Here is a 23,265-nt window from a genome sequence, read left to right as displayed (position 1 = left end):
ACCTGGAGCTGGGTCATGAGGCCGAGGGTGCCGGGGGTGCGGATCCTCGGCTCAGGCATCGTGGGGGGCTGTCCTCTCGGAGTCGGCGGTGAGCACGGTCTCGAGGTGCCGCAGCACGACCGCGTACCGGGAGCGGACCGTCGACGCAGGCAGGCTCTCGAGTGCTGCGACTTCGGCGAGGGCGAATCCGTCCCAGTGGACCAACCGCACCAGCTCTGCGTCCTGCGGGCGCAGTGATGCCAGTGCGCGCTGCACGATCATCCGAGTCTCCGCCTGATCGACATCGTCGGCGCCGTGCGCTGCCTGGTCGACGATCAGCACTTCACGGAGCTTCTCGACGGCGGCGCGGTGCCGGCCGAGCCCGCGCCGATGATTCGCGAGAGTGTTCTTCGCGACGGTGAACAGCCACATCCTCGCCTGCTCCGGTTCTCGGGGCAGGGCTCGGACCTTCTTCCACGCGACCTCCACCGCGTCGCCGAGGACGTCCGCGGCTGCGGTGCGGGGTTCGATGCGCCGTTCGAGGTAGGCGAGCAGATCGATCGCGTTCGCTTCGAACGCGGCACGCATCCGCTCGGACGCATCGGACTCGGGCGTCACTGCTGAACCTCTTACACGCCCGAGCTGACCTCGATGACGATCAGCGACGGGCCGATCTCCTGGTCGGCGAGGTAGGCGGCGAGGTCTGCTTCGAGCTCGGGCAGACCCTCACCGATCGCGCTGGAGAGTCCGGAAGAGGTCGCCGCGATCGCCTGCTGTTCGAGCGCGACCCTCGGCGGCGACCCTGCCTCGTCGAGTTCCACGGCGCGGTCGTCGCTGAGCGTCTGCGCGTCCGAGGGAACCGGAAGGGTGAAGGCGTGCTCGGTGAGCCACTGCTGCGCGATCTGGAACGCCTCGGTGGCTCCTGGCGTCGCTGCGTCGACACCGGGAGCGTAGACGGCTGACGGGATGAACGTCACCGAGACGGCTCGGCCGGCCGCACCGGTCGCGTCGACCGCTTCGGCCACCACACTGTTCGGCGCCTGCCACCGCAGCGACTGCGTCACTGCGGCGCCTGCCACCGCAGCGACTGCGTCACTGCGGCCGCTGCGGCCGTGCCGCCGGCGGCGATGAGCATTGCTGCTCCCACCGTCACGCCGAGACGCCGGAGGCGGCGCGCACGACCTCTGCCGCTGCGAGAGGCTTCCTCGCTGACCGCGAGAGCGGCCAGGAACGCTTCCGGCTCCTGGGTGATGCGCGGGGCGACCTTGGAGATGAGGGTCTGGATGTCCTTGCTCAAGATTTCTCCAATCAAGGGGGGCTCACTGGGGACATGTCCGCAACACGAGCCGGCGACGAGATCCTCCGCCGCTGAGTTCGACTGAGAAGCCTGCTGGTCGAGTAGCCCGCACGGGCGTATCGAGACCCGCCAGCTTCCGTGGATCGGCCTTCTGACTCGGCCTTCCGATGCTGGTGGATCTCGGCACGCCCGCTGCGCGGGCTACTCGATCAACGGGCGGGCGGACTACGCGTCCGAGCGCGACTCCGCCGCCGTCTCGATCGGCTCGCCCTCGACCGTGGCGCGGTCGGACCTGCCGCGGTCGCCGCGGGTCTTCAGGAGGCTCGCGGTCGTCGCGACCGCGATCGTCGCCCCGATGAAGGTCAGCGAGAACCAGATCGGGATCTCGGGCACCCACAGCAGCGGCTCGCCGCCGTTGATGAAGGGGACCTCGTTGACGTGCAGGGCGTGGAGCACGAGCTTGACGGCGATGAAGCCGAGGATCACGGCCAGGCCCTGGCTGAGGTAGACGAGGCGCTCGAGGAGGCCGCCGATGAGGAAGAACAGCTGGCGCAGCCCCATGAGGGCGAAGGCGTTGGCGGTGAAGACGATGTAGGCCTCGTTGGTCAGTCCGTAGATGGCCGGGATCGAGTCGAGCGCGAAGACCAGGTCGATGAAGCCGATGGCGACGATGGTCAGCAGCATCGGAGTGACGAAGCGGCGGCCGTCCTTCTTCACGGTGAGCCTGTCGCCGTGGTACTCGTCGGTGACGGGGAGGACGCGGCGCACGAGGCGCATGAAGGCGTTGTTCGACGGATCGCCGTGGTCGCCCTTGATCTGCTGGTACGCGAGGACGAAGAGCAGCGCGCCGAACAGGTAGAAGACCCACGAGAAGTTCTCGATCAGCGCCGCGCCGACGGCAATGAAGGCGCCGCGCATGACCAGGGCGATGACGATGCCGATCATCAGCACCTTCTGCTGGTACTTCTTCGGCACCGCGAAGCCGCTCATGATGATGAGGAAGATGAACAGGTTGTCGAGCGACAGCGCCTTCTCGGTGAGGTAGCCGGCGAAGTACTCGCCGCCGTAGCGCCAGTCGGAGACGAGACCGATCCCGACGCCGAAGAGCAGCGCGAGACCGATGTAGAACGCCGACCAGCGAGCGGATTCACCGATGGTCGGTTCGTGGGGCTTGCGCACGTGAGCGAAGAACTCGTAGACGAAGAAGGCGATCGTCACGGCGATGGTGATCAGCCAGATGGCGGGGGTGACCTGCACGGGGGTACTCCAAGGGGTGGTCGAGACGGGACCAAGGTCTCCTCCACTCCGGCCGTCGACCTCTCGGAGGTTCGTGGCGGAGCCGATGGCCCGGGACGCTCTGTCGCGTCCGTAGTGACGGGCTCACCGCAGTCGGGAGTACTCCCCTTGCTGGCATCGAGTTTACTCAGGGAGGCGGACCCTTCGTCTGGGAGAAGGCCGAGATCGCGCTCTCGGCCGACCAGACTGCGCCGGTCGTCAGGCCCATGGATCCAAGCGCCTGTATATTGGATCCAGCGGCACGAGGTCGCGGGGAAGGTGAGGGATGGCGATCCAGACGGTCCTCGGTCCGGTCGAGTCCGCGAGCCTCGGCGCCGTGTCGATGCACGAGCACCTGCTCACCGACGCGAGTGCTCTGCAGCGCCCCGGAGCCGAGGCGCTCGACCCCGACCGGCTCGTCACCGCCGAGCTCGCGGCCGCCCTCCGCTGGAGTCAGCTCGCGCTCGCCGACAACCTCCGCCTCGACGACCCCGAGCTGCTCGCCGACGAGCTGCGCGCAGGCTCGGCCGCCGGCCTCCGCGCCGCCGTCGATCTCAGCTCGCTGGGCTTCGGCCCCGATCACCAGCGCCTCCCCGCCCTGGCGCGCGCAGGAGGAGTAACCGTCGTAGCCGGTTATGGCGCCTACCTCCCGAGACTCCTGCCCGAGTGGTACCTCGCCCTCGACGTCGACGGACGCACCGCCCTCTTCGAGCGCGCGCTCACCGACGCGATCCCCGGCACCGACTACCGCGCCGGGATCCTCGGACTGATGGGCACGACCGGCGCGTTCGCGACTCCGGCCGGCGAGCAGGAGCGGATCAGCCTCACCGCGGCCGCCCGCGCTGCCGCCGCCACCGGCTCGGCGATCACCGTGCGCCTCGCCGCCGATGCCCGCAACGGGCTCGCGGTGCTCGAGCACGTTCTCGCCGAGGGAGTCGACGCCTCCCGTGTCGTCTTCAGCACCGTCGACGAGTTCCTCGACCTGCCCTACCTCCGCGACCTCGGCCGGGCGGGCGCCGTGCTCGAGATGTGCTTCGGCAACGAGGGCGCGCACGTCGGCCGCATCCGGAACGCCAGCGACCCGCAGCGCCTCGACGCGCTGCTCGAGCTGCTCGGCACCGATCCCGGCATCCGCTGGGTGCTCGGCCACAGCACCTGGACCAAGGGCCAGCTGCGCCGCTTCGGCGGACACGGCCTCGACCACCTGACCGCGCGCGTCCTGCCGGCGCTCCGCCACTCCGGTATCGCCGACGACGTGCTGCACCGCATCAGCGTCGTCGAGCCGGCCCGCCTGCTCGAGCGCCCCTGACGCGGCGACGCGCAGCCCGACCCACCCCGCACCGGAGGAATCCCATGAGAGACACGCTCGCCCCCCTCGAGCCGATCGAGCCCTTCCTCGTCGACGGCGCGTGGATCGCGCCCGACGGCGCCGAGCTGCTCGACATCATCGACCCCGCCACGGAGGAGCTGCTCACGCGGGTCCCGCAGGCCGGCCCCGCCGAGATCGACGCGGCCGTCGCCTCCGCCCGCCGCGCTCACGAGGACGCGCGCTGGAGCGGGATGAACCCGCACGACCGCAGCCGGATCCTGAACCGCGTCGCCGATCTGATCGAGGATCGGCTCGAGGAGCTCGCGGTGCTCGAGACCCGCGACAACGGCAAGCCGATCGAGCGATCCCGCGCCGACACGGCGACCTCGGCGCGCGTGTTCCGCTACTACGCGGGCGCTCCGTCGCGCCTCACCGGCACCGTCGTCCCCGTCGACGGCGGGCAGCACCACGTCTACACGACGCTCGAGCCCGTCGGCGTCGCGGCGCTGATCCTCCCGTGGAACTTCCCGATCATGACGGCGAGCTTCAAGCTCGCGCCGGCGCTCGCCGCGGGCTGCACCGTCATCGTGAAGCCGGCCGAGCAGACTCCGCTGACGATGCTGCGCCTGGCGGCGCTGTGCGAGGAGGCGGGCGTCCCCTCCGGAGTCGTCAACGTGCTCACCGGCGACGGTCGCGTCGGCGCCGCGCTGACCGTGCACCCCGACGTCGACAAGGTCTCGTTCACCGGCAGCACCGAGGTCGGACGCCGGGTGATGACCGCCGCGTCGGCCGACTTCAAGCGCCTGACCCTCGAGCTCGGCGGCAAGAGCCCGAACATCGTGTTCGAGGACGCGGACCTCGACGCGGCGGTGCTCACCGCGATGCGCGCCTCCTTCGGGCACTTGGGCCAGATGTGCACGGCGGGCAGTCGACTGCTGGTGCAGCGCTCGATCCTGAAGGAGGCGACGGAGCGGCTGGCCTCGGCGGTGCGCCGGGTCTCGCTCGGCGACGGACTCGCCGGGGGAGTGACCGTCGGGCCGCTGGTGTCGGAGGAGCAGCGCCAGCAGGTTCTCGGCTACATCGCGAAGGGCGAGGCGGAGGGCGCGGTGGTCGCCGTCGGCGGCGGTGTGCCCGATCGCCCGGGCTACTACGTCGAGCCCACGCTGTTCACCGGGGTCACGAACTCGATGACCATCGCGCGCGAGGAGATCTTCGGCCCGGTCGTCGGCATCATCCCGTTCGACGACGAGGACGACGCGGTGCGGATCGCGAACGACCAGAGCTACGGCCTCGCCGCGGGGGTGTGGACGCGGGATCTGTCGCGGGCGCACCGCATGGGGCGGCGCCTCCGGGCGGGGACCGTCTGGGTCAACACGTACAACCTCTTCGACCCGGCGCTGTCGTTCGGCGGCGTGGGGGAGTCGGGGCTGGGCCGCGACCTGGGCGAGGAGGCGCTGCGCTCGTTCTGCGAGACGAAGAGCGTGGTCATCGCGCTCTGAGGCGCTGCCGCTGCCCGCCGAGGGAACCCGTTCTCGCCGAGGGAGCCCGTGCGCGACGGTGTCTCGGCGGGAACGGGTTCCCTCGGTGGGGTGGTCAGCGCGCGGAGTGCTCGACCGCCCAGTCGAGCGCGTACTCGGCGACCTCCTGCCAGCCGTCCTGGCTGACGATGCGGTGCGTGCGCCCGGGGAACTCGCGGTAGTCGACGGTCGCCGGGCTTCCCGTGCCCGTGTACTTCGCGACGATCGCACGGCCGATGCTCGGCGGGACGACGTGGTCGATCCCTCCCGTGATGATCAGCAGCGGGGCGCGGTCGGCACGGGCGTAGTCGACGTGGCTCGCCCCGTTCTTCTCGTCGAAGGCCGCGGCGACTCCCTCGAAGAAGACGGTGTTGTAGGAGTTGACCGCGTACTCGTCCCAGATGCGGTCGGACGCCTCGCGCGAGAGGTCGTTGCCGAAGGTGAAGTGGAAGTGCGCGCGCGAGATCGGCGAGGCGTCGCCCTTCGCGAAGGGGTTCCGGAGGATCGGGAACCCGGTGCGGAGTGTCGAGAGGGGCAGGGTGGTGATGCCGGCGGGCTGCCCGGGCGTGACGCCGACGTAGGCGGCGCCGAGGCCGCGATCGGCGAGCATCTGGGTGAAGAGGCCGCCGAAGGAGTGGCCCATGATGATCGGCTTCCGGGGCAGTGCGCGGATGATGCGGTCGTAGTGGTCGACGATGCGGGTGATGCCGATCCCCTTGAGGGCCTCCGGGTTCGAGCGGATGTCGGCGACCTCGCGGTCGTCGATGCCGGGCCAGCCGGGGACGATGACCTCGTGCCCGCGGCTGCGGAAGTACTCGGCCCAGGTGTCCCAGCTCTTCGGGGTCATCCAGAGGCCGTGGATGAGGACGATGGGGGTCGGTTCTTCGGTCATGGTCGCGTCTCCTGCAGGTCGTGCTGCCGATGAACAGAACGATCGTTCTGCTTGTTGGAGAAGCTAGACCCCGGAGCCTGACGGTGTCAAGAAAAACAGAATGATCGTTCTATACTGGCTCCGTGGTGAAGAGGACGACGGAGGCGGGCGAGTCGGTCGCGCGAGAGCGGCTGCTGGGAACAGCGGTCGAGCTGTTCTACCGCGAGGGCATCCATGCGGTCGGAGTCGATCGGGTGCTGACGGAGGCGGGGGTCACCAGAGCGACCTTCTATCGCTACTTCCCGGGCAAGGAGGACCTGGTCAGGGCCTATCTCGGAGTCGAGGACGCGACGATCCGCGGTGCCTTCGAGCGCGCGGGGGAGCAGTCGGAGGATCCGAAGGTGCTGCTCGGGCTGGTGATCGACGGACTCAGCGACGACATCGCCCGGCTGCACACGAGGGGCTGCCCGTTCATCAACGCGGCGGCCGAGTACCCCGATCCGGGCAGCGCCGTGCGGCGCGACGTGACGGTCCACCGGGAGTGGTTCCGCTCGACGCTCGAGAGCCTGCTGGCAGCCGCCGATGTCGACGAGCCGGCGGCCGCGGCGGCGCAGCTGGTGCTCCTCCGGGATGCGGCGATGGTCGGCGGCTATCTCGACGGGTGGGAGCGGGTGCGGCCGGTGTTCGTCGCGACGGCCCGCCGCGCGGCGCAGCTCGACTGACGGCCGCGGGCCGACCTCCCTGTGAACGGCCATCGCGTCAGCGTGCGGAGTCGGTGAAGCTGCCGCGGAAGCGGTCGGCGGACGCGTCGATGTGACGGCGCATCGCGAAGGACGCCTCGCCCGCGTCGCGGAGCCGGAGTGCGTCGAGGATCGCGGCGTGCTCGTCGAGGGCGAGGCTGGTGATCAGGCTGTCCTTCGAGAGTCTGAACAGGTGGGCGTGCGTGTGCAGCCGCGCGAGCGAGTCGTGGATGAAGCGGTTGCCGCACGACCTCGCGATCACGTCGTGGAACTCGGCGTCGAGACGCGAGAACTCGGCGTACCCGCGGCCCGCCTCCGTCAGGAGCGTGCTCATCCGGGTGGCGATGCCCGCGAGCTCGTCCAGCTCGTCGACGGTGAGGATGTGCGCCGCCCCCCGCGCGGCTGCCGGCTCGAGGAGCTGGCGGATGACGATCAGCTCCTCGAACTGCTCGCGACTGAGCTCGGGAGCGACGCGGTAGCCGGCATGGTGGTTCCGCACCACGATGCCATCGGCGGCCAGACGGTGCAGCGCCTCTCGGATGGGGGTCTGCGAGACCCCCATCTCGCGCACCAGAGCGTCGATCGTGATGCGGTCCCCGGCTCCGAGCTCGGCGGAGAGCACTCGGGCCAGCAGCTCCTGGTAGACGGAGTCCCCGACGGGGGCGCGGCCCGACGCCTCTCGGAGGGCGAGCCCCGGGTCGACTGGGATCGCGGTGTTCTCCACGGCCGCCTCCTCTTTTCGCAACTCCCGCGGATCCTATCGTATCGGGGCACTCTCGTCGAAGGAGATGACCGCAGAGCGTCGCTTTACGACGGCCGTCATGCACCTCCGAAGGGAGGAATGGCGAATTTGTGGTGCTTGACACCGAATCCCCGCCCTCGTAATGTCGTCCCTGTCGGATCCGATCCGATCGGATTCAATCTCTTCTTCCACCCGACCACCGACGTTTGGGGCCCTCGTTGTCGACGCACGCTGCTCGCCAGAACTCCGCACCGACCATCGACGCGAGTCCCCCTCTCTTCGCCGCCCTCCGTGCGCCGCGCGAGCTCGTCTTCGGAGCCGGCCAGCGCGCCGCTCTCGAGTGGATCGCTCCCCGGCTCGGCGGCCGCGCCTTCGTCTGCGTCGACCCCTTCTTCGAGACCGACCCCGAGTTCACCGCCCTGCTGGCGCTGCTGGACCGCGCCGGAGTCGCCCACACGACCTTCTCGGGCGTGGTCCCCGAGCTGCCGACGGCGTCGATCATGGCGGCGGTCGACGCGGCGCGGGCAGCGGGTTCGGACCTCTTCATCGCGGTCGGCGGCGGGTCGTGCATCGATCTCGCCAAGGTCGTGGCCTGCATCGCCGCCCACGGCGGCGAACCCCGCGACTACTACGGCGAGTTCAAGGTCCCGGGGCCGATCCTCCCCCTCATCGCGGTGCCCACGACCGCCGGAACCGGATCGGAAGTCACTCCGGTCGCCGTGCTCACCGATCCGGAGCGGGCGACCAAGGTCGGCATCTCGAGCCCGCACCTCATCCCGGTCGCCGCGATCTGCGATCCCGAGCTCACCGTGAGCTGCCCGCCGGGGGTGACGGCGAGCGCGGGAGCGGACGCCCTGGCCCACTGCATCGAGGCCTACACCTCCGTCCGGCGTGCGCCCGACGCCGATCTGGCCGGCTCGCGCGTCTTCGTGGGGCGCGGCGAGATCACGGACGCCTTCTGCCTCCAGGGGATCAGCGCCATCGCAGCCGGCCTCCTCCGCGCCTATACGACGCCGGACGACATCCACGCGCGTGCCCTCGTCATGTACGGATCGCTGATGGGCGGCCTCGCCTTCGGGACGGCCGGGACCGCTGCGGCCCACGCGCTGCAGTACCCGATCGGCGCGCTGACGGGGACTCCGCACGGAGTCGGCGTGGGGCTGCTCCTGCCCTACGTCATGGAGTTCAACCGGGCCCACCGGGTGGCGGAGTTCGCCGAGATCGCCCGCCGCTTCGGCGGGGAGGGGGACGACGAGGGCGAGCTCGCCGAGGCCGCTCCGCGCCTGGTGCAGGAGTTCCTCGCCCGCGTCGGCGTCCCGACCGAGCTGGGGCAGATCGGATTCGATCCCTCCCGTCTCGACTGGGCCCTCGAGCAGGGACGCGCGGCCGTCCGCCTGAGCGAGAACAACCCGCGAGCGATGGACGACTCCGCCGGATCGATCCTGCGTGGCGCGGAAGCCGGAACGCTGTCGACCGTCGGCGGCACGAGCGAAGGGAACCGCGCCTGATGAGCATCGGAGTCGAGGACTGGCTGTCCGGAGTGGAGCAGCAGGAGAGCGGCGGGCCGACCCTCGCGGTCGAGAACCCCGCCACCGGGCAGGTGCTCGCGCGTCTCGCCTCCGCCGGCGTCGCCGAGGCGCTCGAGGCGGCCGATCGCGCGGCCGCTGCCGGAGTCGAGTGGGCGTCGAGCTCCGCGAGGCGCCGGAGCGACGTGCTGATGAGCACCTTCCGGATCATGACCGAGAGACGGGAGGCGCTCGCCGCGCTCATCTCCCTCGAGAACGGCAAGTCGCGCGCCGACGCCCTCGCCGAGGTCGCCTACGCGGCGGAGTACTTCCGCTGGTACGCCGAGGAGGCCGTGCGACTGCGCGGGGAGCTGTTCGAGAACCCGGGCGGGACCAATCGGGTGCTCGTCAGTCACGAACCGATCGGCCTGTGCCTGCTCGTCACCCCCTGGAACTTCCCGGCGGCCATGGCCACGCGCAAGATCGGACCGGCTCTCGCGGCGGGGTGCTCGGCGATCCTCAAGCCCGCCGCCGAGACACCGCTGACGGCTCTCGCGATCGCCGACATCCTGACCGAGGCGGGTCTGCCCGCCGGGGTCCTCGAGGTCGTGGTGACCGACCGCGCGCCCGAGGTCGTCTCGGCGCTCCTCGAGGACGAGCGCGTCGCGCTCCTCTCGTTCACCGGCTCGACCGAGGTGGGCCGCATCCTGCTCGCGCAGGCCGCGCGCCGCGTCGTCAAGACCACCATGGAGCTCGGTGGGAACGCCCCGTTCCTGGTCTTCGACGACGCGGACGTCGACGCGGCCGTCGACGGCGCGATGATCGCCAAGATGCGCAACGGCGGGCAGGCCTGCACCGCGGCCAACCGGTTCTACGTCGACTCCCGTGTCCACGACCGCTTCGTCGAGGCGCTCAGCGCCCGCATGGCGGAGGTCGTGGTCGGAGACGCGGCCGATGCGGGAACCGAGTGCGGTCCGCTCATCACGGCCGAGGCCGTGGAGAAGGTGCGGTCGCTCGTCGACGACGCGGTCGCCCGGGGGGCACGCGTGGTGACGGGGGGCGCCGCCTCGGCCGGGCCCGGGCACTTCTACCCGCCGACGGTCCTCGTCGATGTGCCCGCGGACGCCCGCATCCTGCGCGAGGAGGTCTTCGGCCCGGTCGCCCCTGTCGTGCGCTTCGACAGCGAGCAGGAGGCGGTCGCCGCCGCCAACGACACCGAGCACGGGCTCGTGTCCTACCTCTACACCTCCGACCTGGGCCGAGGACTGCGACTGGCAGGACGACTCCAGGCCGGGATGATCGCGCTCAACCGCGGCCTGGTCTCGGATCCGGCCGCTCCCTTCGGCGGCGTGAAGCAGAGCGGCCTCGGCCGCGAGGGCTCGCACGAGGGGATCCACGAGTACGTCGAGACGAAGTACGTCGCCACGACGTGGTGACGCGACGAGAACCACCGATGAAAGGAAGCACCATGGAATACGCCGAGATCGAGAAGCTCTTCGACGGCCTGCGGGTCTCCGACGTCCGCGACGGGATGGACTGGATCGGTCTGTTCAGCAAGGGCTCGATGCACCGCGACATCCGGCCGCTCTTCGAGGGAGCACGTCTCGCCGGACCGGCGCTGACCGTCCGCCTGACCGCGAGCCAGCGCCAGGCGCCGTTCATGACGCCCGACGAGTACACCGCCTGGGCGCGCGACTACTGGTACAAGGAGGTCCACATCGAGCCCTACGCCGAGGAGATCACCAAGGGGGACGTGGTGGTCATCGAGGCTCCCGACCAGGGAGTCGGCCAGCTCGGCTCGTGGAACACGCTGAACTTCCACCTCAAGGGGGCGCAGGGCGTCGTCAGCTCCGGCGGCGTCCGCGACGTGGACGAGTGCCGCATCCAGAAGGTGCCGGTCTTCGCGCAGTACATCAACCAGACGATGACCCAGGGCCGCATCGAGTACCTCGAGCACAACGTCGCCATCACCGTCGGCAACCAGCTGGTCAAGCCCGGCGACATCGTCGTCGGCGACGGCGACGGCGTGATCGTCGTCCCGCTCGAGCACGTCGAGGACGTCGTGAAGTACGCGCGCCAGGAGTCGGACAACGACAAGCGCGGTCGCCGACGCATGTACGAGCAGCTCGGCTGGTCGCTCGACGACACCGTCCAGATCGACTGACCAGCCGCCCCTCGGGAGCCGGCGCCTTTCAAAGGAGAGAGAGCATGCAAGTGGCCTTCATCGGACTCGGCGACATCGGACTGCCGATGGCACTCAGTCTCAGAGACGCCGGCTTCCGGGTCTCGGGCGCAGACCTCGACGACCGGCCCGTGCAGCGCCTGCGCGAGGCCGGGGGCGAGGGGGTCGCCCAGCCCCGTGACCTCGCGTCGTGCGAGGTCGTGTGCGTCGCCGTTCCCGACGACGACGCCGTCGAGTCCGTCCTGTTCGGCTCGGGCCTGATCGACGAGCTGGAGTCGGGGACGCACGTGCTCCTGCACAGCACGCTCCTGCCCCCGACGGTGATCCGCCTCGCGGAGGAGGCCTCCGCTCGCGGGGTGTCCCTCCACGACGCGCCGGTGAGCGGGGGAGCAGCGCGGGCTCGGAAGGGCGAGCTGACGATCATGCTCGGCGGCGACGCCGGTCCCTCCGGCAGGACCGTGCTCGAGGCGCTCGGCTCGGTCGTCGCGGCCGGCCCGGTCGGCGCCGGCGCCGCCCTCAAGCTCGCGAACCAGCTCTCGATGCTCGCCGCCCTCCAGGCGCTCTACGAGGGACTCGCCCTCGCGGAGGAGTTCGGCGTCGACCGGTCGGTCGCGCTCTCGACACTGGAGGGTGCCACCGGAGACAGCTGGGTCGCTCGCAACTGGGGCTTCTTCGACAAGCTCGCCCTCGACTACGACCGCAGCGGGACCCCGGTCGAGTACCGGCCCTGGAGCAAGGACCTGTGGGACATCGTCGCGACAGGGCGTCAGTCGAAGCTGTCGCTGCCCCTCGCCGCCCTGCTGTCGCAGATCCTCGCGACGTCTGTGGAGGAGCGGGCCCACCGCGACTCCACGGAGGTGGCGGCATGAGCGGGCTGGTCGCCGACCTCGTCCCGGTCGACCCGGGCGAGGCCGACCACGGCCCGAAGCCTGTCCCGCCGCGCAACGCGATGCAGAAGCGGCAGCGCCGTCGCGAGGCGCTCTCGGCCTACGCGTTCCTCAGCCCCTGGCTGATCGGTCTCGTCGTGATCGTGCTCGGTCCGATGATCGCCTCCCTCTACCTCTCGTTCACCCGCTACGACCTGATCGGGACGCCGGAGTTCATCGGGCTCGACAACTACGAGCGGATGCTGACGGCCGACCCGAGGTTCCTGAAGACGGTCGGGGTCACCGCGCTCTACACCGCGATCTCGGTCCCGGGGATCCTGGTCTTCTCGCTGCTCCTCGCGATGTTCCTCAACCGGGGCATGCGCTTCCTCGGGATCTACCGGGCCCTCTTCTACCTGCCGTCCCTCCTCGGCGGCAGCGTCGCGATCGCCGTGCTCTGGATCCAGGTGTTCGGGTCGGAGGGCATCGTGAACGCCGTCCTCGGGCTCGTCGGCATCGACGGGCCGAGCTGGGTCGGCAATCCGTCGACGGCCCTGATCACGGTCATCGCCCTCAGCATCTGGACCTTCGGCAGCACGATGGTGATCTTCCTCGCCGGTCTGCGGCAGATCCCGGACGCCTACTACGAGGCCGCCCAGCTCGACGGCGCATCCAGGCTGCAGCGGTTCACGACGATCACGCTGCCGCACCTCACGCCGGTCATCTTCTTCAACGGCCTGCTCACCATCGTGAACGCTCTGCAGTCGTTCACGCCGGCCTACGTGATCAGCGGCGGCACCGGCCAACCGGCCGACTCGCTGCTGCTCTACACCGTCTACCTCTACCTGCGCGGCTTCGTCGACTTCCAGATGGGCTACGCCTCCGCACTCGCCTGGGCGCTCCTGCTCGGCCTCGCCGCCATCACGGCGGTCCTGTTCTGGAGCACCCGCTACTGGGTTTTCTACGGGGAGGACTCGTGACCGTCTCACCATCCCTCGATGCTCGTCCGGCGCAGCCGGACGGACCGGACGATGCCCCGCGCCGCCGGAGCCCGCTCCTCGCTCGACGCCCGACGGGCAACCGCCTGCTCGCCGGCTGGGCGCGGCACGCGGTGACCATCGCGGTGCTCGTCGTGATGCTCTACCCCGTCATCTGGATGGTCGACGCGTCCTTCAAGCCGAACGCCCAGATCGGGTCGAGCCTGCTGCCGTTCACCGGCGACTTCACGCTCGAGAACTACTCTGCCGGGCTGACGTCGACCGCGACGCTGAACTTCGGCGTCTTCTTCTTCAACTCGTTCGTCCTGGCGATCCTGTGCGTCGTCGGCAACGTCGTCGCCTGCACCCTGACCGGGTACGCCTTCGCGCGGCTCCGGTTCCCGTTCAAGCGCACCCTGTTCGCGGTGCTCATGGGGACGCTGCTCCTGCCCTACCAGGTCACGATCGTGCCGCAGTACATCCTCTTCAACGAGCTGGGATGGCTGAACAGCTACCTGCCGCTCGTCGTGCCGAAGTTCCTCGCGACCGACGCCTTCTTCGTCTTCCTCACCGTCCAGTTCATCCGCGGGCTCCCGAGGGAGCTCGACGAGGCGGCCCGTCTGGACGGCTGCGGCGACTGGGGCATCTTCCGCCGCGTGATCGTGCCGCTGCTCGGGCCGGCGATCGCCACGACCGCGATGTTCACCTTCATCGCGACCTGGAACGACTTCCTCGGCCCGCGGCTCTACATCAGCGACACGGCGCTCTACACGGTCCCCCAGGGGCTCGTGCAGTTCGTCGACTCGACGGGCCAGTCCTCGATCGGGGCGCTGTTCGCCATGGCGACCCTCTCGATCACTCCGCTCGTCGCCTTCTTCCTCGCGTCGCAGCGACTGCTCACCCAGGGCATCGCGACGACCGGACTCAAATGACGCACCACCACAGCACCCCCATTCACAAGGAGATCGACATGAAGAGATCACGCTCGCTGACGATGGCGTCGCTGGCACTCACCGCGATGCTCGGCCTCACGGCCTGCCAGGCCGGTGGCACCGAGCCCGCCGCCACCGACGGAGAGGTCGCCGGCGACATCCAGTACGCCTGGTGGGGCGGCCCGGCCCGCAACGACAGGACCCAGGCGGTCATCGACCTCTACCAGGAGGCGAACCCCGAGGTCACGGTGCAGGGAACGACCGCCGAGTTCGCCGCCTACTTCGAGCAGGCGACCGTCCAGGCCGCCGGCAAGAACATGCCGTGCGTCCCCCAGATGCAGAACCGCACCATGGCCGACTTCAGCGACCGCGGAGCCCTGATGCCCCTCGACGACCTCGTCGACTCCGGAGCCATCGACGTCTCGAACATCCCGGAGAGCGTCGTCGAGAGCGGTCGCGGGAGCGACGGCAAGCTCTACATGATCCCCTACGGCGCCGCCTTCGGCTCCATGCTCGTGAACACCACCCTCGTCCAGGCCCAGGGACTCGACCTGCCCGAGGAGGGCTACGACTGGGAGTGGGTCGCCGACTGGGCGAACGACCTCGCGGCGGGGACCGGCTCGCCCGCGATGGGCATCATCGGCAATCAGCAGGACGTCCTCGAGGCGTGGCTGCGCAGCCACGGCACCGACCTCTACGAGGACGGCGGTCTCGGCTTCGAGGCCGAGGACCTGGTCGAGTTCTGGGAGTACGCGAACGCGCTCCAGGAGTCGGGTGCCGCGGTCTCGCCCGAGATCGCCTCCGAGCAGACCGGGCTCCCGCTGGAGCAGCTCCCGTTCAGCTCCGGCGGTCAGGCGACCGTGTTCTGGCCGGCGAACGGTCTCGGGACCGCGCAGGCCACGATCGACGTCGCCGCACCCGGCAACGTGCTGCAGGCGTTCCCGCTCCCCGCGGGACCCGACGGCTACGGCAACGCCTTCTGGGTGTCGGGCCTCTCGATCTCGGCCAACTGCGAGAACGTCGCCACGGCCGCCTCCTTCATCGACTTCTTCGTCAACGACCCGGATGCGGCGGTCGCCTACGCCTCGGACAACGGCGCCACCGTCAACACCGAGAACCTGGAGCTGATCGTCGACGACCCGGCGACCTCCCCCGCGAAGAAGGCGGAGCTGGAGCTCTACGCCCAGGTCGCCGCTCAGGACGTGCCGCCCGCGGTCTACGGCAAGGGCTACGCGAGCATCTTCCAGCAGAACCTGACGCGCTACTACCAGCAGGTCTCCTTCGGCGAACTCTCGGCCGAGGAGGCCGCGGAGCAGTTCGTGCAGGAGGCCGAAGGCCTGCTCGGGTGACGACGTGGGGCGGGGCCCGCCGGCCCCGTCTCACCTCCGCCCGCCACTCCCACGAACGAAGGACACCGAGTCATGCAGCCACAGGCCCTCGAAGGGATGCGCGTCATCGACCTCACGCAGGTCATGGCGGGTCCCTTCACGACGATGCTCCTCGCCGACCTCGGCGCGGACGTGATCAAGGTCGAGCCACCCGGTGGCGGCGACCAGACGCGGCACTCCTGGGGCCGCTCGGGCAAGGGGGACGACGGCCCGGCGTTCTTCGCCCTCAACCGCAACAAGCGCAGCGTCGTGCTCGATCTGCGCTCCGAGCAGGGCCGGCAGGATCTGATCACGCTCGTCGAGTCGGCCGACCTGCTGATCGAGAACTACCGGCCCGGAGTGACCGAGCGGCTCGGCATCGACTACGAGACGCTGAAGCGCGTGAACCCGGGGCTCATCTACGCCAGCATCTCGGGGTTCGGCCACTCCGGCCCGTATGCGCAGCGGCCCGGCTACGACCTCATCGCCCAGGGCATGGCCGGAGTGATGAGCGTGACGGGGACCCCGGGGGGCGCGCCGGTCAAGGCGGGAGTGCCCGTCGCCGACCTCGGCTCGGGCCTCTTCTCGGTCTACGGCATCCTCGCCGCGTACGTCTACAAGCTGCGCACGGGGGAGGGTCAGCGCCTCGAGACCTCCCTCTTCGAGTCGGCGATCGCCCTCTCGGTCTGGGAGGCGACGGAGTACTGGGCCAGCGGCACCGTGCCGAAGGCGACCGGCTCCTCCCACCGCATGTCGGCTCCGTACCAGGCCTTCAAGACCCGGGACGGCTACATGACGGTCGGCGCCAACAACCAGCGCCTCTGGGGCTTCCTCTGCGCCGCGCTCGAGCGACCCGACCTCGAGCACGACGAGCGCTTCGCCACCAACCCGCTGCGGATGCGCAACCGGGCCGAGCTGGCCGAGATCCTCGAGGGCGAGTTCGCCGCCGACGACACCGACCGCTGGGTCGACCGGCTGCTCGCAGGAGGGGTCCCGGCGGGACCGATCCTCGACTACGCGCAGATGATCGACGACCCGCACACGCAGTACCGCGAGATGGTCCAGACCATCCCGCACCCCGTCGAAGGGGAGGTCAAGACGCTCGGCTTCCCGGTGAAGTTCAGCGTCACGCCTGCGCGCACCTACCGGCACCCGCCGCTGCTCGCGGAGCACCAGGACGAGGTCCTGCCGGCGCGAGCGGAGTCGGGAGCCGACCACGGGGCGCACCGGTGACCGGCCGCGTCATCGTCGACCGCGACCTGGACGTCGTCACGCTGACCCTGTCGCAGCCGGAGCGGCGCAACGCGATCGACTACCCGATGTACGACGCGCTGGAGGAGGAGCTGGGTCGCCTCGCCGTCGACGCCTCCGTGCGCGCGCTGGTCCTCCGCGGAGCGGGAGGCGCCTTCGCAGGAGGCACCGACATCCGTCACCTCGCCGACATCGACGGAGGCGAGGCGGGAGTGCTGTACGAGGCGCGGATGCGCCGGGTGCAGACCGCGCTGCTCGACCTGCGCATCCCCGTCGTGTCGGTGGTCGAGGGGGCGTGCGTGGGAGGGGGCCTCGTGCTGGCGGCGATCAGCGACCTCGTGCTCTGCACCCCCGACGCCCGCTTCGGCACCCCGATCGCGCGGACCGTCGGCAACACCCTCTCGGCGTCGTCGCTCGCTCGCCTGCAGGCCTGCTTCGGACGGCGCCGGACGGCGGAGATGCTGCTCACCGGGCGGCTCCTCGACGCGGACGAGGCCGCCGCGGCGGGCTTCACCACCGCGGTCCTCGACAGCGGACCCCTGGAGGAGCGGCTGACCGAGATCCTGACCGCCGTCCGATCCTGCTCGCCGGCGAGCCTCCGCTCGTTCAAGGAGATGGAGCGGCGCATCGACCAGCGGTTGCTGGAGCTCGACGTCGACGACGTGTACCGAGAGGTCTACGGCGGTGCGGACTTCCGGGAGGGCGTCGCCGCCTTCCTCGAGAAGCGCCCGCCGAGCTTCGGTCAGGAGGAGCGGCCGTGAGCGTGATCGACGCGCACCACCACCTGTGGCCGGCGTCCGCGATCGCGGATCAGGGCTGGCGGCCGGACGACGACGCGAACCTGCGCCGCGCCTTCGAGGGCGAGGAGTTCCGCGCCCTCCGTTCCGACGCGGGAGTCGACGGGAGCGTCCTGATGCAGTCGGTCGACGCCGCCGACGAGAACGAGAGACTGCTCGCCTACGCCGCAGCCGACTCCGGAATCGCCGGTGTCGTCGCCTGGCTGCCGCTGAACGAGCCGGTGGCGGCCCGGCGGCACCTCGAGGAGCTGAGCCTCCGAGCCGAGGACCGGGGGGTGGCCGAGCGGCTGGCGGGCGTCAGATGCCTGATCGGGCGCGGGGATCTCGACTGGCTGCTCTCGCCGGAGTCGCTCGCGCTCTTCCGCGAGATCGCCGCGAGGGGGCTCGCCTGGGACGTGGTCCCGATCACCCCCCAGCAGCGGGCGTCGGTCGCGAAGCTCCAGCGGGCGCTGCCCGAGCTCCGGATCGTCGTCGACCACCTCGCCGCTCCCCCGGTCGACGGCCGTTGGGAGGCCTGGGCGGCGGCGATCGGCGAGCTCGCGGCCGGTGAGCAGGTCGCGATCAAGCTCTCGGTCGGAGTGGCCGTGCTCGACGCCCTGCCGTCGTGGGACGTCGCCTTCGTGCGGCGCGCCTTCGAGCTGGCACTCGACGCGTTCGGACCCGACCGCGCCATGGTCGGCAGCAACTGGCCCGTGGTCGAGCTGCGTGCTCCGTATGCGACCGCCTGGCGCGATCAGGTCGGCGTCCTCGAGGCGCTCGTGAGCGGCTCCGACCTCGACCGGGTGCTGGGCGGCACCGCGACGCAGTGGTACCGACTGGAGAGGACGACGCCATGACCGCGCGACTGCGAGTGGGACTGATCGGGGCGGGGTGGGTGGCGCACCAGCACGTCGCGGGCTACCGGTCCGTCGCCTCCGACGTGATCGAGGTGGCGGCGGTGTGCGATCCGCGCGAGGAGGTCCTGGTCGACTTCGCCGATCGCTACGGGATCGCCGGTCGGTTCACCGATGCCGGCGCCCTGATCACCTCGGGCGAGGTGGACGCGCTGGTCCTCCTCACTCCTCCCGCCGTCCGCGACGAGATCATCGACCCGGCGCTCGCCGCGGCGCTCCCGCTGCTCATCGAGAAGCCCTTCGCCGCCACGGGCGCCGCTGCCGTCGGCTACGTCCGGGCGGCGGAGGAGGCCGGCGTCGTGCTCGCCGTGAGTCAGAACTTCAGGTGGTTCCCCGAGTACCAGTGGCTGGAGCGGAGGCTCCGCGAGCCCGGTGCGGGGCGCATCGAGTACCTCGAGGCCCGCAGCTTCCAGAACCGGCCGCAGACAGGAGGCGTCTGGCGCGCCACCGAGCGCAGGCTCGAGATGGCGATCTACAGCGTCCACCTCATCGACCGGCTGCAGTGGCTCGCCGGCGCGGCTCCGGTCTCGGTCGGCGCGGTGACCCGCCGCGGTCGCGACGAGGACATCGCGGGCGAGCAGTTCACCACCCTCTCGATCGAGTTCGACGACGGTTCCGTCGCGCGGATGACCTCCTCGTGGAAGAGCCTCGGCCTCCCGCGGCAGGACGCCCGGGTGGACACCGATCGCGGCTCGTTCACGGTGGCGCGCACGAACCCGATGGAGGGGGAGGCGCGAGGCGACGCCGAACTGGTCGACGGCTCCGACAGCGCGACGTTCGCCGACGACGTCCGCGACCCGTGGATGGCCAGGAGCTACGGGTACAGCGGCCGGGAGTTCGCCGAGGCGGTGCTCGAGGGCCGCGAGCCGCTGCACAGCGGTCGCGACAACCTCAAGACGATGGGGATCATGGAGGCCGCCTACCTGTCGGCCGCGCGAGAGGGGCGGCCGGTCGCGGTCGCCGAGGCGCTCGGCGGATGACGTCCGCTCGGATCGGTACGGCGCCGACGGCCGTGGCGCCGATCTCCACCGCGCCGATCACCACCGCCCTGATCGGTGCCGGCAACAGCGGCGGTCACTACCACCTCCCCGCGCTGCTGAGGAATCGAGGCCTCGCGCTGAGGCTCGTCGCGACGGCGAGCGGACGGGTCGGCCCGGCGCTGCCGGACCAGGTCGACGTCGTGCGCGGGTGGGAGGACGCGGTGACGGCCGCGGGGATCGAGCTGGTCGTCGTCGCGACTCCGCACCACCTCCATCACCGGATCGCCGCAGCGGCGCTCGCCTCTGGGAAGCACGTGCTCGTCGACAAGCCGTTCACGCTCACGAGCGCCGAGGCCGTCGACCTCACGAGGACAGCCGAGGAGCGCGGGCTCGTCCTCGCCGTGTTCCAGCAGCGCCGCTTCGAGGCCGACTACGCGGTGCTCCGCGGGCTCGTCCGCGGCGGCGCGATCGGCGAGGTGTGGCGGGTCGTGGCCGCGAGGAGCCACCAGGGCAGGTACCTGACGAGCACGCCGGGCGCTCCGCACGTCGGCGCGACGCCTCTCGAGTGGGCGCACCGCCGTGCCGCGGGAGGCGGTGTCGCACGCGTCATCGGCCCCCACCCGCTCGACCAGGTGCTCCGCCTGATCGAGGAGCCGGTCGAGAGCGTGACGGCCCGTGCTCGGGTGGAGCCGGGCGACGAGGTGGAGAGCTGGATCGCCGTCGACCTGGGCTTCGGGTCGGGGGTCACCGCCACGGTCGAGGTCTTCCGGCGGAGCTGGGCAGCGCCCCCGCGGTTCACCGTCTTCGGCAGCGCGGGCACGGCGGTCGCCGATGACGGCACCCGAGTGGTGGTCACGACCCGCGACGGGCGGAGGGTCGTCGACGGGCTGGAGCCGCCGGGTCGGCTCGGCGACGAGGTCTACGTCGACCTGGTCGACGCGATCCGAGGCGGCGGGGAGCCCCGGGTGGGTCTCGCCGAGGCGGTGGAGGTGGTGGAGATCGTCCAGCGGGCCGACGACGTCCTCGTCGCGGAGGGGATCCTCGCGCCGCTCGTCTCATCGGTATGACGGCGGGGGCGGCCGGGGGTCTCGGGGAGGGGGAGATCCGCCGGCGCCCCGGCCGGTGTCACTCCGGGCGGCGGGCCGCCAGAGAGAACATCAGGGGGAGGCGCTCACGGCCGCTCGGCAGCGCGAATCCGTCGGCCGTCGGGACGAGCGAGGGGAGGGCCTTCCACGGCAGGGTCGTGTGCTCGTCGAAGGCGACGATCGTGAGCCCCGCGCCGAGGACGGCCCCGAGGATCTCGGCGAGCGAGTGCGGCCACTGGTAGGTGGTCGCGTGCTCCTCGAGCACCGTGTCGCTCGCGTACGTGGCGCCGTCGTCGGAGCGCAGGGGGGCACCCGTCGGGAAGTAGGGCTCGTCGACCACGACCAGGTCGTCGTCGCGGTCGTAGGCCAGAGCGCTCATCATCGGGTGCCCCTCCCGGAGGAAGAACAGCCCGCCCGGCCGCAGCAGCGCGTGGACGGCGCGCGCCCACGCGTCGAGGTCGGCCAGCCAGGCCAGCACTCCGACGCTGGTGAACACCACGTCGAACCGCCGGGCGAGCACGGCCGGCGCGTCGTCGTTGAGCGTCTGCACGAAGTCGATGTCGACGCCCGCGCGCTCGGCGAGCCTGCGGGCCGCCGCGATCGCCTCCGCCGAGAAGTCGGTACCCGTGACGCGGGCGCCCAGGCGCGCCCAGCTGAGGGAGTCGGTGCCGATGTGGCACTGCAGATGGACGAGATCGAGACCCTCGACCGATCCGTTCGGGAGGTGCGGAGCCATCAGCGCGAGGTCGGTGAGCACGTGGTTCGCCGCGGGGTCGTCGGCGAACGCCTCCGCTGCATAGGCGATGACGTGGTCGGCCACTCGCGCATCCCAGTTGGCGCGGTTGGCCTCGACGAACTCGTCGGTCATGGTCTGCTCCTCGGGTCGAGTGGCGAAGCCCGCCAGCTTCGCAGTGCAGGAGGCGGTGGTCAACAGTCGCGGATCAGGACACCCACTCCGAGGTCGAGCGCAGCACGAGGACGCAGCCGGTGACGCACCCCGCGAACAGGAAGAGCATCAGCAGGTCGTAGCGCCGACCGCGGAGCCCGCGCGGCCATCGGACAGCGGCGAGGACCGCCAGGGCGACCGTCGCGCCGAGGACGACGAGCAGAGCCGGCCACGGCACGTGGAAGCCCGTGCACCAGGCCGGATCCGACTCGTTGCAGGCGTAGTGGACGCCGTCGAGACCGATCGCGAGGCCCAGGATCCCGATCGCCGCCGCGCACACGATCACGGCTGGGCCTCGAAGCGATCGGCTCGTCACGGCGCCATGCTCCCGCGCGCGGATGAACATCCGTCGTCGTCTCGTGACGGCGGGGCGGTCCCGGGGTTAGATTCGCAGCATGGAGCGAGTCGACGAGCGCACCTCTCCGGCGGGACCGGCCGCCTCCTTCGCCCTGGCCGCGTTCTCGGCCGCGTGCTTCGGGGTCGCCGGCGTGATCGGCCCCCTGAACGACGACGCCGAGACCCTCTACATGCTCAGCTCGCTCCTGGGCTGGGCGGTCCTGGTCTGGGCCGTGGTCATCGGCGGAGTGCACGCGGCCCTGCTGTTCGGGCGAGCGGTGTCGCGACGCCCCGTCTCGCTGGCGGAGGCGGCACTCGTCGCGGGCGCACTGGCGCTCGTCGTCGTCGTGGTGACGACGCACCCGCTCTGGGGCAGCGGCTCCTCGGTCGCCTGACCCCGGTCTCCGCGGCGATCGATCGGTCGGAGACGGCCCGTCCCGGGCGTTCTGACGGGCCGTTCGTGACGGATCGATGGCGCCGGGAGGGGGCGTGTTCTCCGTCCGGATGCTCGGTGTTCGCCGCGCAGACGGTGCGGAGGCTTACCGTTCCGGCGTGGAGCGATTCACGGATCCCGATCCGGAAGCGGTGACCGTGCCCGCGGCGGCCCTCGTGCTCGCCAGCGGTGCAGCGGTGGCCCTCGGAGTCGCTCCGCGGATGGCCTCCGCGACGCTCGGTGCGGAGGTGCTCCTGCCGCTCGTCGGCGTCCTCGGCTGGGGGCTGGTCGTCTGGTCGGCGCTCCTCGGAGGCGGCTCGGCCGTCCACCTGCTGCTGAGCGTCCGCTCGCGGCGCCCGGTGCTCCTCCGCGAGATCGCGCTCACCCTGGCCGCGCTGGCACTGGTCGCCGCGGTCGTCGCCGCGAACCCGGTCGGCGGCGGCTCCGGAGCGGCGGGCTGACCGCCGCGTCACTGACCGTGGGCGCCGCCCGCTCCCGCCAGGGCTATCGCCTCTTCTCGAGCACCTCGAGGTAGTGCGGGTTGTGCATGAGCCCGAGCACGTTGCCGAACGGATCGACCACCGCGGCGGTGACGAAGCCGTCCTCGCGGTCGGTCGGCGGCTGGTACTCGACGGCGCCCATCGCGATCACCGTGTCGTAGACGGCCGCGAGGTCGTCGACGTGCCAGTAGAGGACCGCGCCTCCGGGGCCGGACGCCGAGCCGGGGGGCGCGTACCGGCGATCGATGATGCCGAGCTCGTGCTGGTGGTCACCGATCCGGAACTCGATGTACCCCGCCGGCGCCGGTGCGGGCGGTCGGACGAAGTACGGCTCGACCCCGAGGAGCTCGGTGTACCAGGCCCTCGCCGCATCGAGGTCGTCGGCCCAGAAGCTGACCGTCGCCATTCCCCGCAGGCTCGTCGTCTCGACCATCGCCGTGCTCCTCCGCCTCGCCCGATCGGGATGTCGAGCCGTCTCCGACGCC

26 protein-coding genes are annotated in these 23,265 nt (G+C 70.9%); 17 read left to right on the top strand and 9 right to left on the bottom strand.

Annotated features, from left to right (window positions below):
• Positions 1-51 precede the first annotated feature (51 nt).
• The 4 genes from B9Y99_RS15845 to B9Y99_RS15830 all read right to left on the bottom strand — a co-directional run bounded on the left by B9Y99_RS15845 (position 52) and on the right by B9Y99_RS15830 (position 2,533).
• Entirely contained in the window at positions 52-597 is a 546-nt protein-coding gene (locus B9Y99_RS15845) for an RNA polymerase sigma factor (RefSeq protein ID WP_085477599.1), read from the bottom strand.
• An 11-nt stretch (positions 598-608) separates the two neighbouring features.
• A complete protein-coding gene (locus tag B9Y99_RS15840; RefSeq protein WP_129588081.1) occupies positions 609-1,043 on the bottom strand; it encodes a hypothetical protein in 435 nt (144 codons plus the stop codon).
• A complete protein-coding gene (locus B9Y99_RS15835; protein WP_085477597.1) occupies positions 1,040-1,276 on the bottom strand; it encodes a hypothetical protein in 237 nt (78 codons plus the stop codon). Before B9Y99_RS15835 ends, B9Y99_RS15840 begins: the two co-directional genes overlap by 4 nt.
• Before the next feature lie 225 nt (positions 1,277-1,501).
• The gene (locus tag B9Y99_RS15830) at positions 1,502-2,533 is read right to left on the bottom strand and encodes a TerC family protein (protein WP_085477596.1); all 1,032 of its coding nucleotides are present in this window, start codon (positions 2,531-2,533) and stop codon (positions 1,502-1,504) included.
• 304 nt (positions 2,534-2,837) lie between these two features.
• Between B9Y99_RS15830 and B9Y99_RS15825 the strand changes: the two genes are divergently transcribed.
• On the top strand, positions 2,838-3,860 hold the full coding sequence (locus tag B9Y99_RS15825) for a phosphotriesterase family protein (RefSeq protein ID WP_085477595.1): 1,023 nt from the start codon (positions 2,838-2,840) through the stop codon (positions 3,858-3,860).
• A 44-nt stretch (positions 3,861-3,904) separates the two neighbouring features.
• The gene (locus B9Y99_RS15820; RefSeq protein WP_085477594.1) at positions 3,905-5,359 is read left to right on the top strand and encodes an aldehyde dehydrogenase family protein; all 1,455 of its coding nucleotides are present in this window, start codon (positions 3,905-3,907) and stop codon (positions 5,357-5,359) included.
• Between the two features lie 94 nt (positions 5,360-5,453).
• On the opposite strand, the gene B9Y99_RS15815 is transcribed toward B9Y99_RS15820, so the two are convergent.
• Positions 5,454-6,269 carry an alpha/beta hydrolase gene (locus B9Y99_RS15815; RefSeq protein ID WP_085477593.1) on the bottom strand — a complete coding sequence of 272 codons (816 nt, stop codon included), beginning with the start codon at positions 6,267-6,269 and terminating at the stop codon, positions 5,454-5,456.
• Positions 6,270-6,391: 122 nt separating this feature from the next.
• On the opposite strand from B9Y99_RS15815, the gene B9Y99_RS15810 reads away from it, so the two are divergent.
• Positions 6,392-6,970 (top strand): TetR/AcrR family transcriptional regulator, encoded by a 579-nt coding sequence (locus tag B9Y99_RS15810; protein ID WP_129588080.1) that lies wholly within the window; start codon positions 6,392-6,394, stop codon positions 6,968-6,970.
• A gap of 37 nt (positions 6,971-7,007) precedes the next feature.
• On the opposite strand, the gene B9Y99_RS15805 is transcribed toward B9Y99_RS15810, so the two are convergent.
• Positions 7,008-7,712: a GntR family transcriptional regulator gene (locus B9Y99_RS15805; protein ID WP_085477592.1), complete on the bottom strand. Its 705-nt coding sequence runs from the start codon at positions 7,710-7,712 to the stop codon at positions 7,008-7,010.
• A gap of 236 nt (positions 7,713-7,948) precedes the next feature.
• Here B9Y99_RS15805 and B9Y99_RS15800 point away from each other — a divergent pair, with 236 nt between their 5' ends.
• The 12 genes from B9Y99_RS15800 to B9Y99_RS15745 all read left to right on the top strand — a co-directional run bounded on the left by B9Y99_RS15800 (position 7,949) and on the right by B9Y99_RS15745 (position 20,547).
• Entirely contained in the window at positions 7,949-9,238 is a 1,290-nt protein-coding gene (locus tag B9Y99_RS15800) for an iron-containing alcohol dehydrogenase (protein ID WP_244274998.1), read from the top strand.
• A complete protein-coding gene (locus B9Y99_RS15795; protein WP_085477591.1) occupies positions 9,238-10,671 on the top strand; it encodes an NAD-dependent succinate-semialdehyde dehydrogenase in 1,434 nt (477 codons plus the stop codon). The genes B9Y99_RS15800 and B9Y99_RS15795 overlap by 1 nt, the downstream gene beginning before the upstream one ends.
• A gap of 32 nt (positions 10,672-10,703) precedes the next feature.
• Positions 10,704-11,399, top strand: a complete 696-nt coding sequence (locus B9Y99_RS15790; protein WP_085477590.1) for an RraA family protein — start codon at positions 10,704-10,706, stop codon at positions 11,397-11,399.
• Positions 11,400-11,443: 44 nt separating this feature from the next.
• Complete coding sequence (locus B9Y99_RS15785) at positions 11,444-12,286, top strand: NAD(P)-dependent oxidoreductase (protein WP_085477589.1); 843 nt, start codon at positions 11,444-11,446, stop codon at positions 12,284-12,286.
• Between the two features lie 80 nt (positions 12,287-12,366).
• Complete coding sequence (locus B9Y99_RS15780) at positions 12,367-13,263, top strand: carbohydrate ABC transporter permease (protein WP_165759666.1); 897 nt, start codon at positions 12,367-12,369, stop codon at positions 13,261-13,263.
• Positions 13,260-14,192 carry a carbohydrate ABC transporter permease gene (locus tag B9Y99_RS15775; RefSeq protein ID WP_085477587.1) on the top strand — a complete coding sequence of 311 codons (933 nt, stop codon included), beginning with the start codon at positions 13,260-13,262 and terminating at the stop codon, positions 14,190-14,192. Before B9Y99_RS15780 ends, B9Y99_RS15775 begins: the two co-directional genes overlap by 4 nt.
• 38 nt (positions 14,193-14,230) lie before the next feature.
• Complete coding sequence (locus tag B9Y99_RS15770) at positions 14,231-15,541, top strand: ABC transporter substrate-binding protein (protein WP_085477586.1); 1,311 nt, start codon at positions 14,231-14,233, stop codon at positions 15,539-15,541.
• Positions 15,542-15,613: 72 nt separating this feature from the next.
• Positions 15,614-16,792 carry a CaiB/BaiF CoA transferase family protein gene (locus tag B9Y99_RS15765; RefSeq protein ID WP_085477585.1) on the top strand — a complete coding sequence of 393 codons (1,179 nt, stop codon included), beginning with the start codon at positions 15,614-15,616 and terminating at the stop codon, positions 16,790-16,792.
• Complete coding sequence (locus B9Y99_RS15760; protein WP_085477584.1) at positions 16,789-17,571, top strand: enoyl-CoA hydratase-related protein; 783 nt, start codon at positions 16,789-16,791, stop codon at positions 17,569-17,571. The genes B9Y99_RS15765 and B9Y99_RS15760 overlap by 4 nt, the downstream gene beginning before the upstream one ends.
• The gene (locus tag B9Y99_RS15755) at positions 17,568-18,443 is read left to right on the top strand and encodes an amidohydrolase family protein (RefSeq protein ID WP_085477583.1); all 876 of its coding nucleotides are present in this window, start codon (positions 17,568-17,570) and stop codon (positions 18,441-18,443) included. The genes B9Y99_RS15760 and B9Y99_RS15755 overlap by 4 nt, the downstream gene beginning before the upstream one ends.
• Positions 18,440-19,480: a Gfo/Idh/MocA family protein gene (locus B9Y99_RS15750; protein ID WP_085477582.1), complete on the top strand. Its 1,041-nt coding sequence runs from the start codon at positions 18,440-18,442 to the stop codon at positions 19,478-19,480. Before B9Y99_RS15755 ends, B9Y99_RS15750 begins: the two co-directional genes overlap by 4 nt.
• Positions 19,477-20,547: a Gfo/Idh/MocA family protein gene (locus B9Y99_RS15745; RefSeq protein ID WP_085477581.1), complete on the top strand. Its 1,071-nt coding sequence runs from the start codon at positions 19,477-19,479 to the stop codon at positions 20,545-20,547. Before B9Y99_RS15750 ends, B9Y99_RS15745 begins: the two co-directional genes overlap by 4 nt.
• Positions 20,548-20,605: 58 nt before the next feature.
• Here the strand turns inward: B9Y99_RS15745 and B9Y99_RS15740 are convergent, their stop codons facing one another.
• On the bottom strand, positions 20,606-21,433 hold the full coding sequence (locus B9Y99_RS15740; protein ID WP_085477580.1) for a class I SAM-dependent methyltransferase: 828 nt from the start codon (positions 21,431-21,433) through the stop codon (positions 20,606-20,608).
• Positions 21,434-21,506: 73 nt separating this feature from the next.
• Positions 21,507-21,797, bottom strand: a complete 291-nt coding sequence (locus B9Y99_RS15735) for a hypothetical protein (RefSeq protein WP_085477579.1) — start codon at positions 21,795-21,797, stop codon at positions 21,507-21,509.
• A 109-nt stretch (positions 21,798-21,906) separates the two neighbouring features.
• On the opposite strand from B9Y99_RS15735, the gene B9Y99_RS15730 reads away from it, so the two are divergent.
• Positions 21,907-22,242, top strand: coding sequence for a hypothetical protein (locus B9Y99_RS15730; RefSeq protein ID WP_085477578.1), 336 nt, complete (start codon positions 21,907-21,909; stop codon positions 22,240-22,242).
• A 157-nt stretch (positions 22,243-22,399) separates the two neighbouring features.
• Positions 22,400-22,741, top strand: a complete 342-nt coding sequence (locus tag B9Y99_RS15725) for a hypothetical protein (RefSeq protein ID WP_085477577.1) — start codon at positions 22,400-22,402, stop codon at positions 22,739-22,741.
• 43 nt (positions 22,742-22,784) lie between these two features.
• Here the strand turns inward: B9Y99_RS15725 and B9Y99_RS15720 are convergent, their stop codons facing one another.
• Entirely contained in the window at positions 22,785-23,213 is a 429-nt protein-coding gene (locus tag B9Y99_RS15720; protein ID WP_085477576.1) for a VOC family protein, read from the bottom strand.
• Positions 23,214-23,265: the final 52 nt, after the last annotated feature.

This window comes from Rathayibacter oskolensis (assembly GCF_900177245.1).
GTDB classification, from domain to species: Bacteria; Actinomycetota; Actinomycetes; order Actinomycetales; family Microbacteriaceae; genus Rathayibacter; species Rathayibacter oskolensis.
This window is presented reverse-complemented; position numbering and strand designations above follow the sequence as displayed.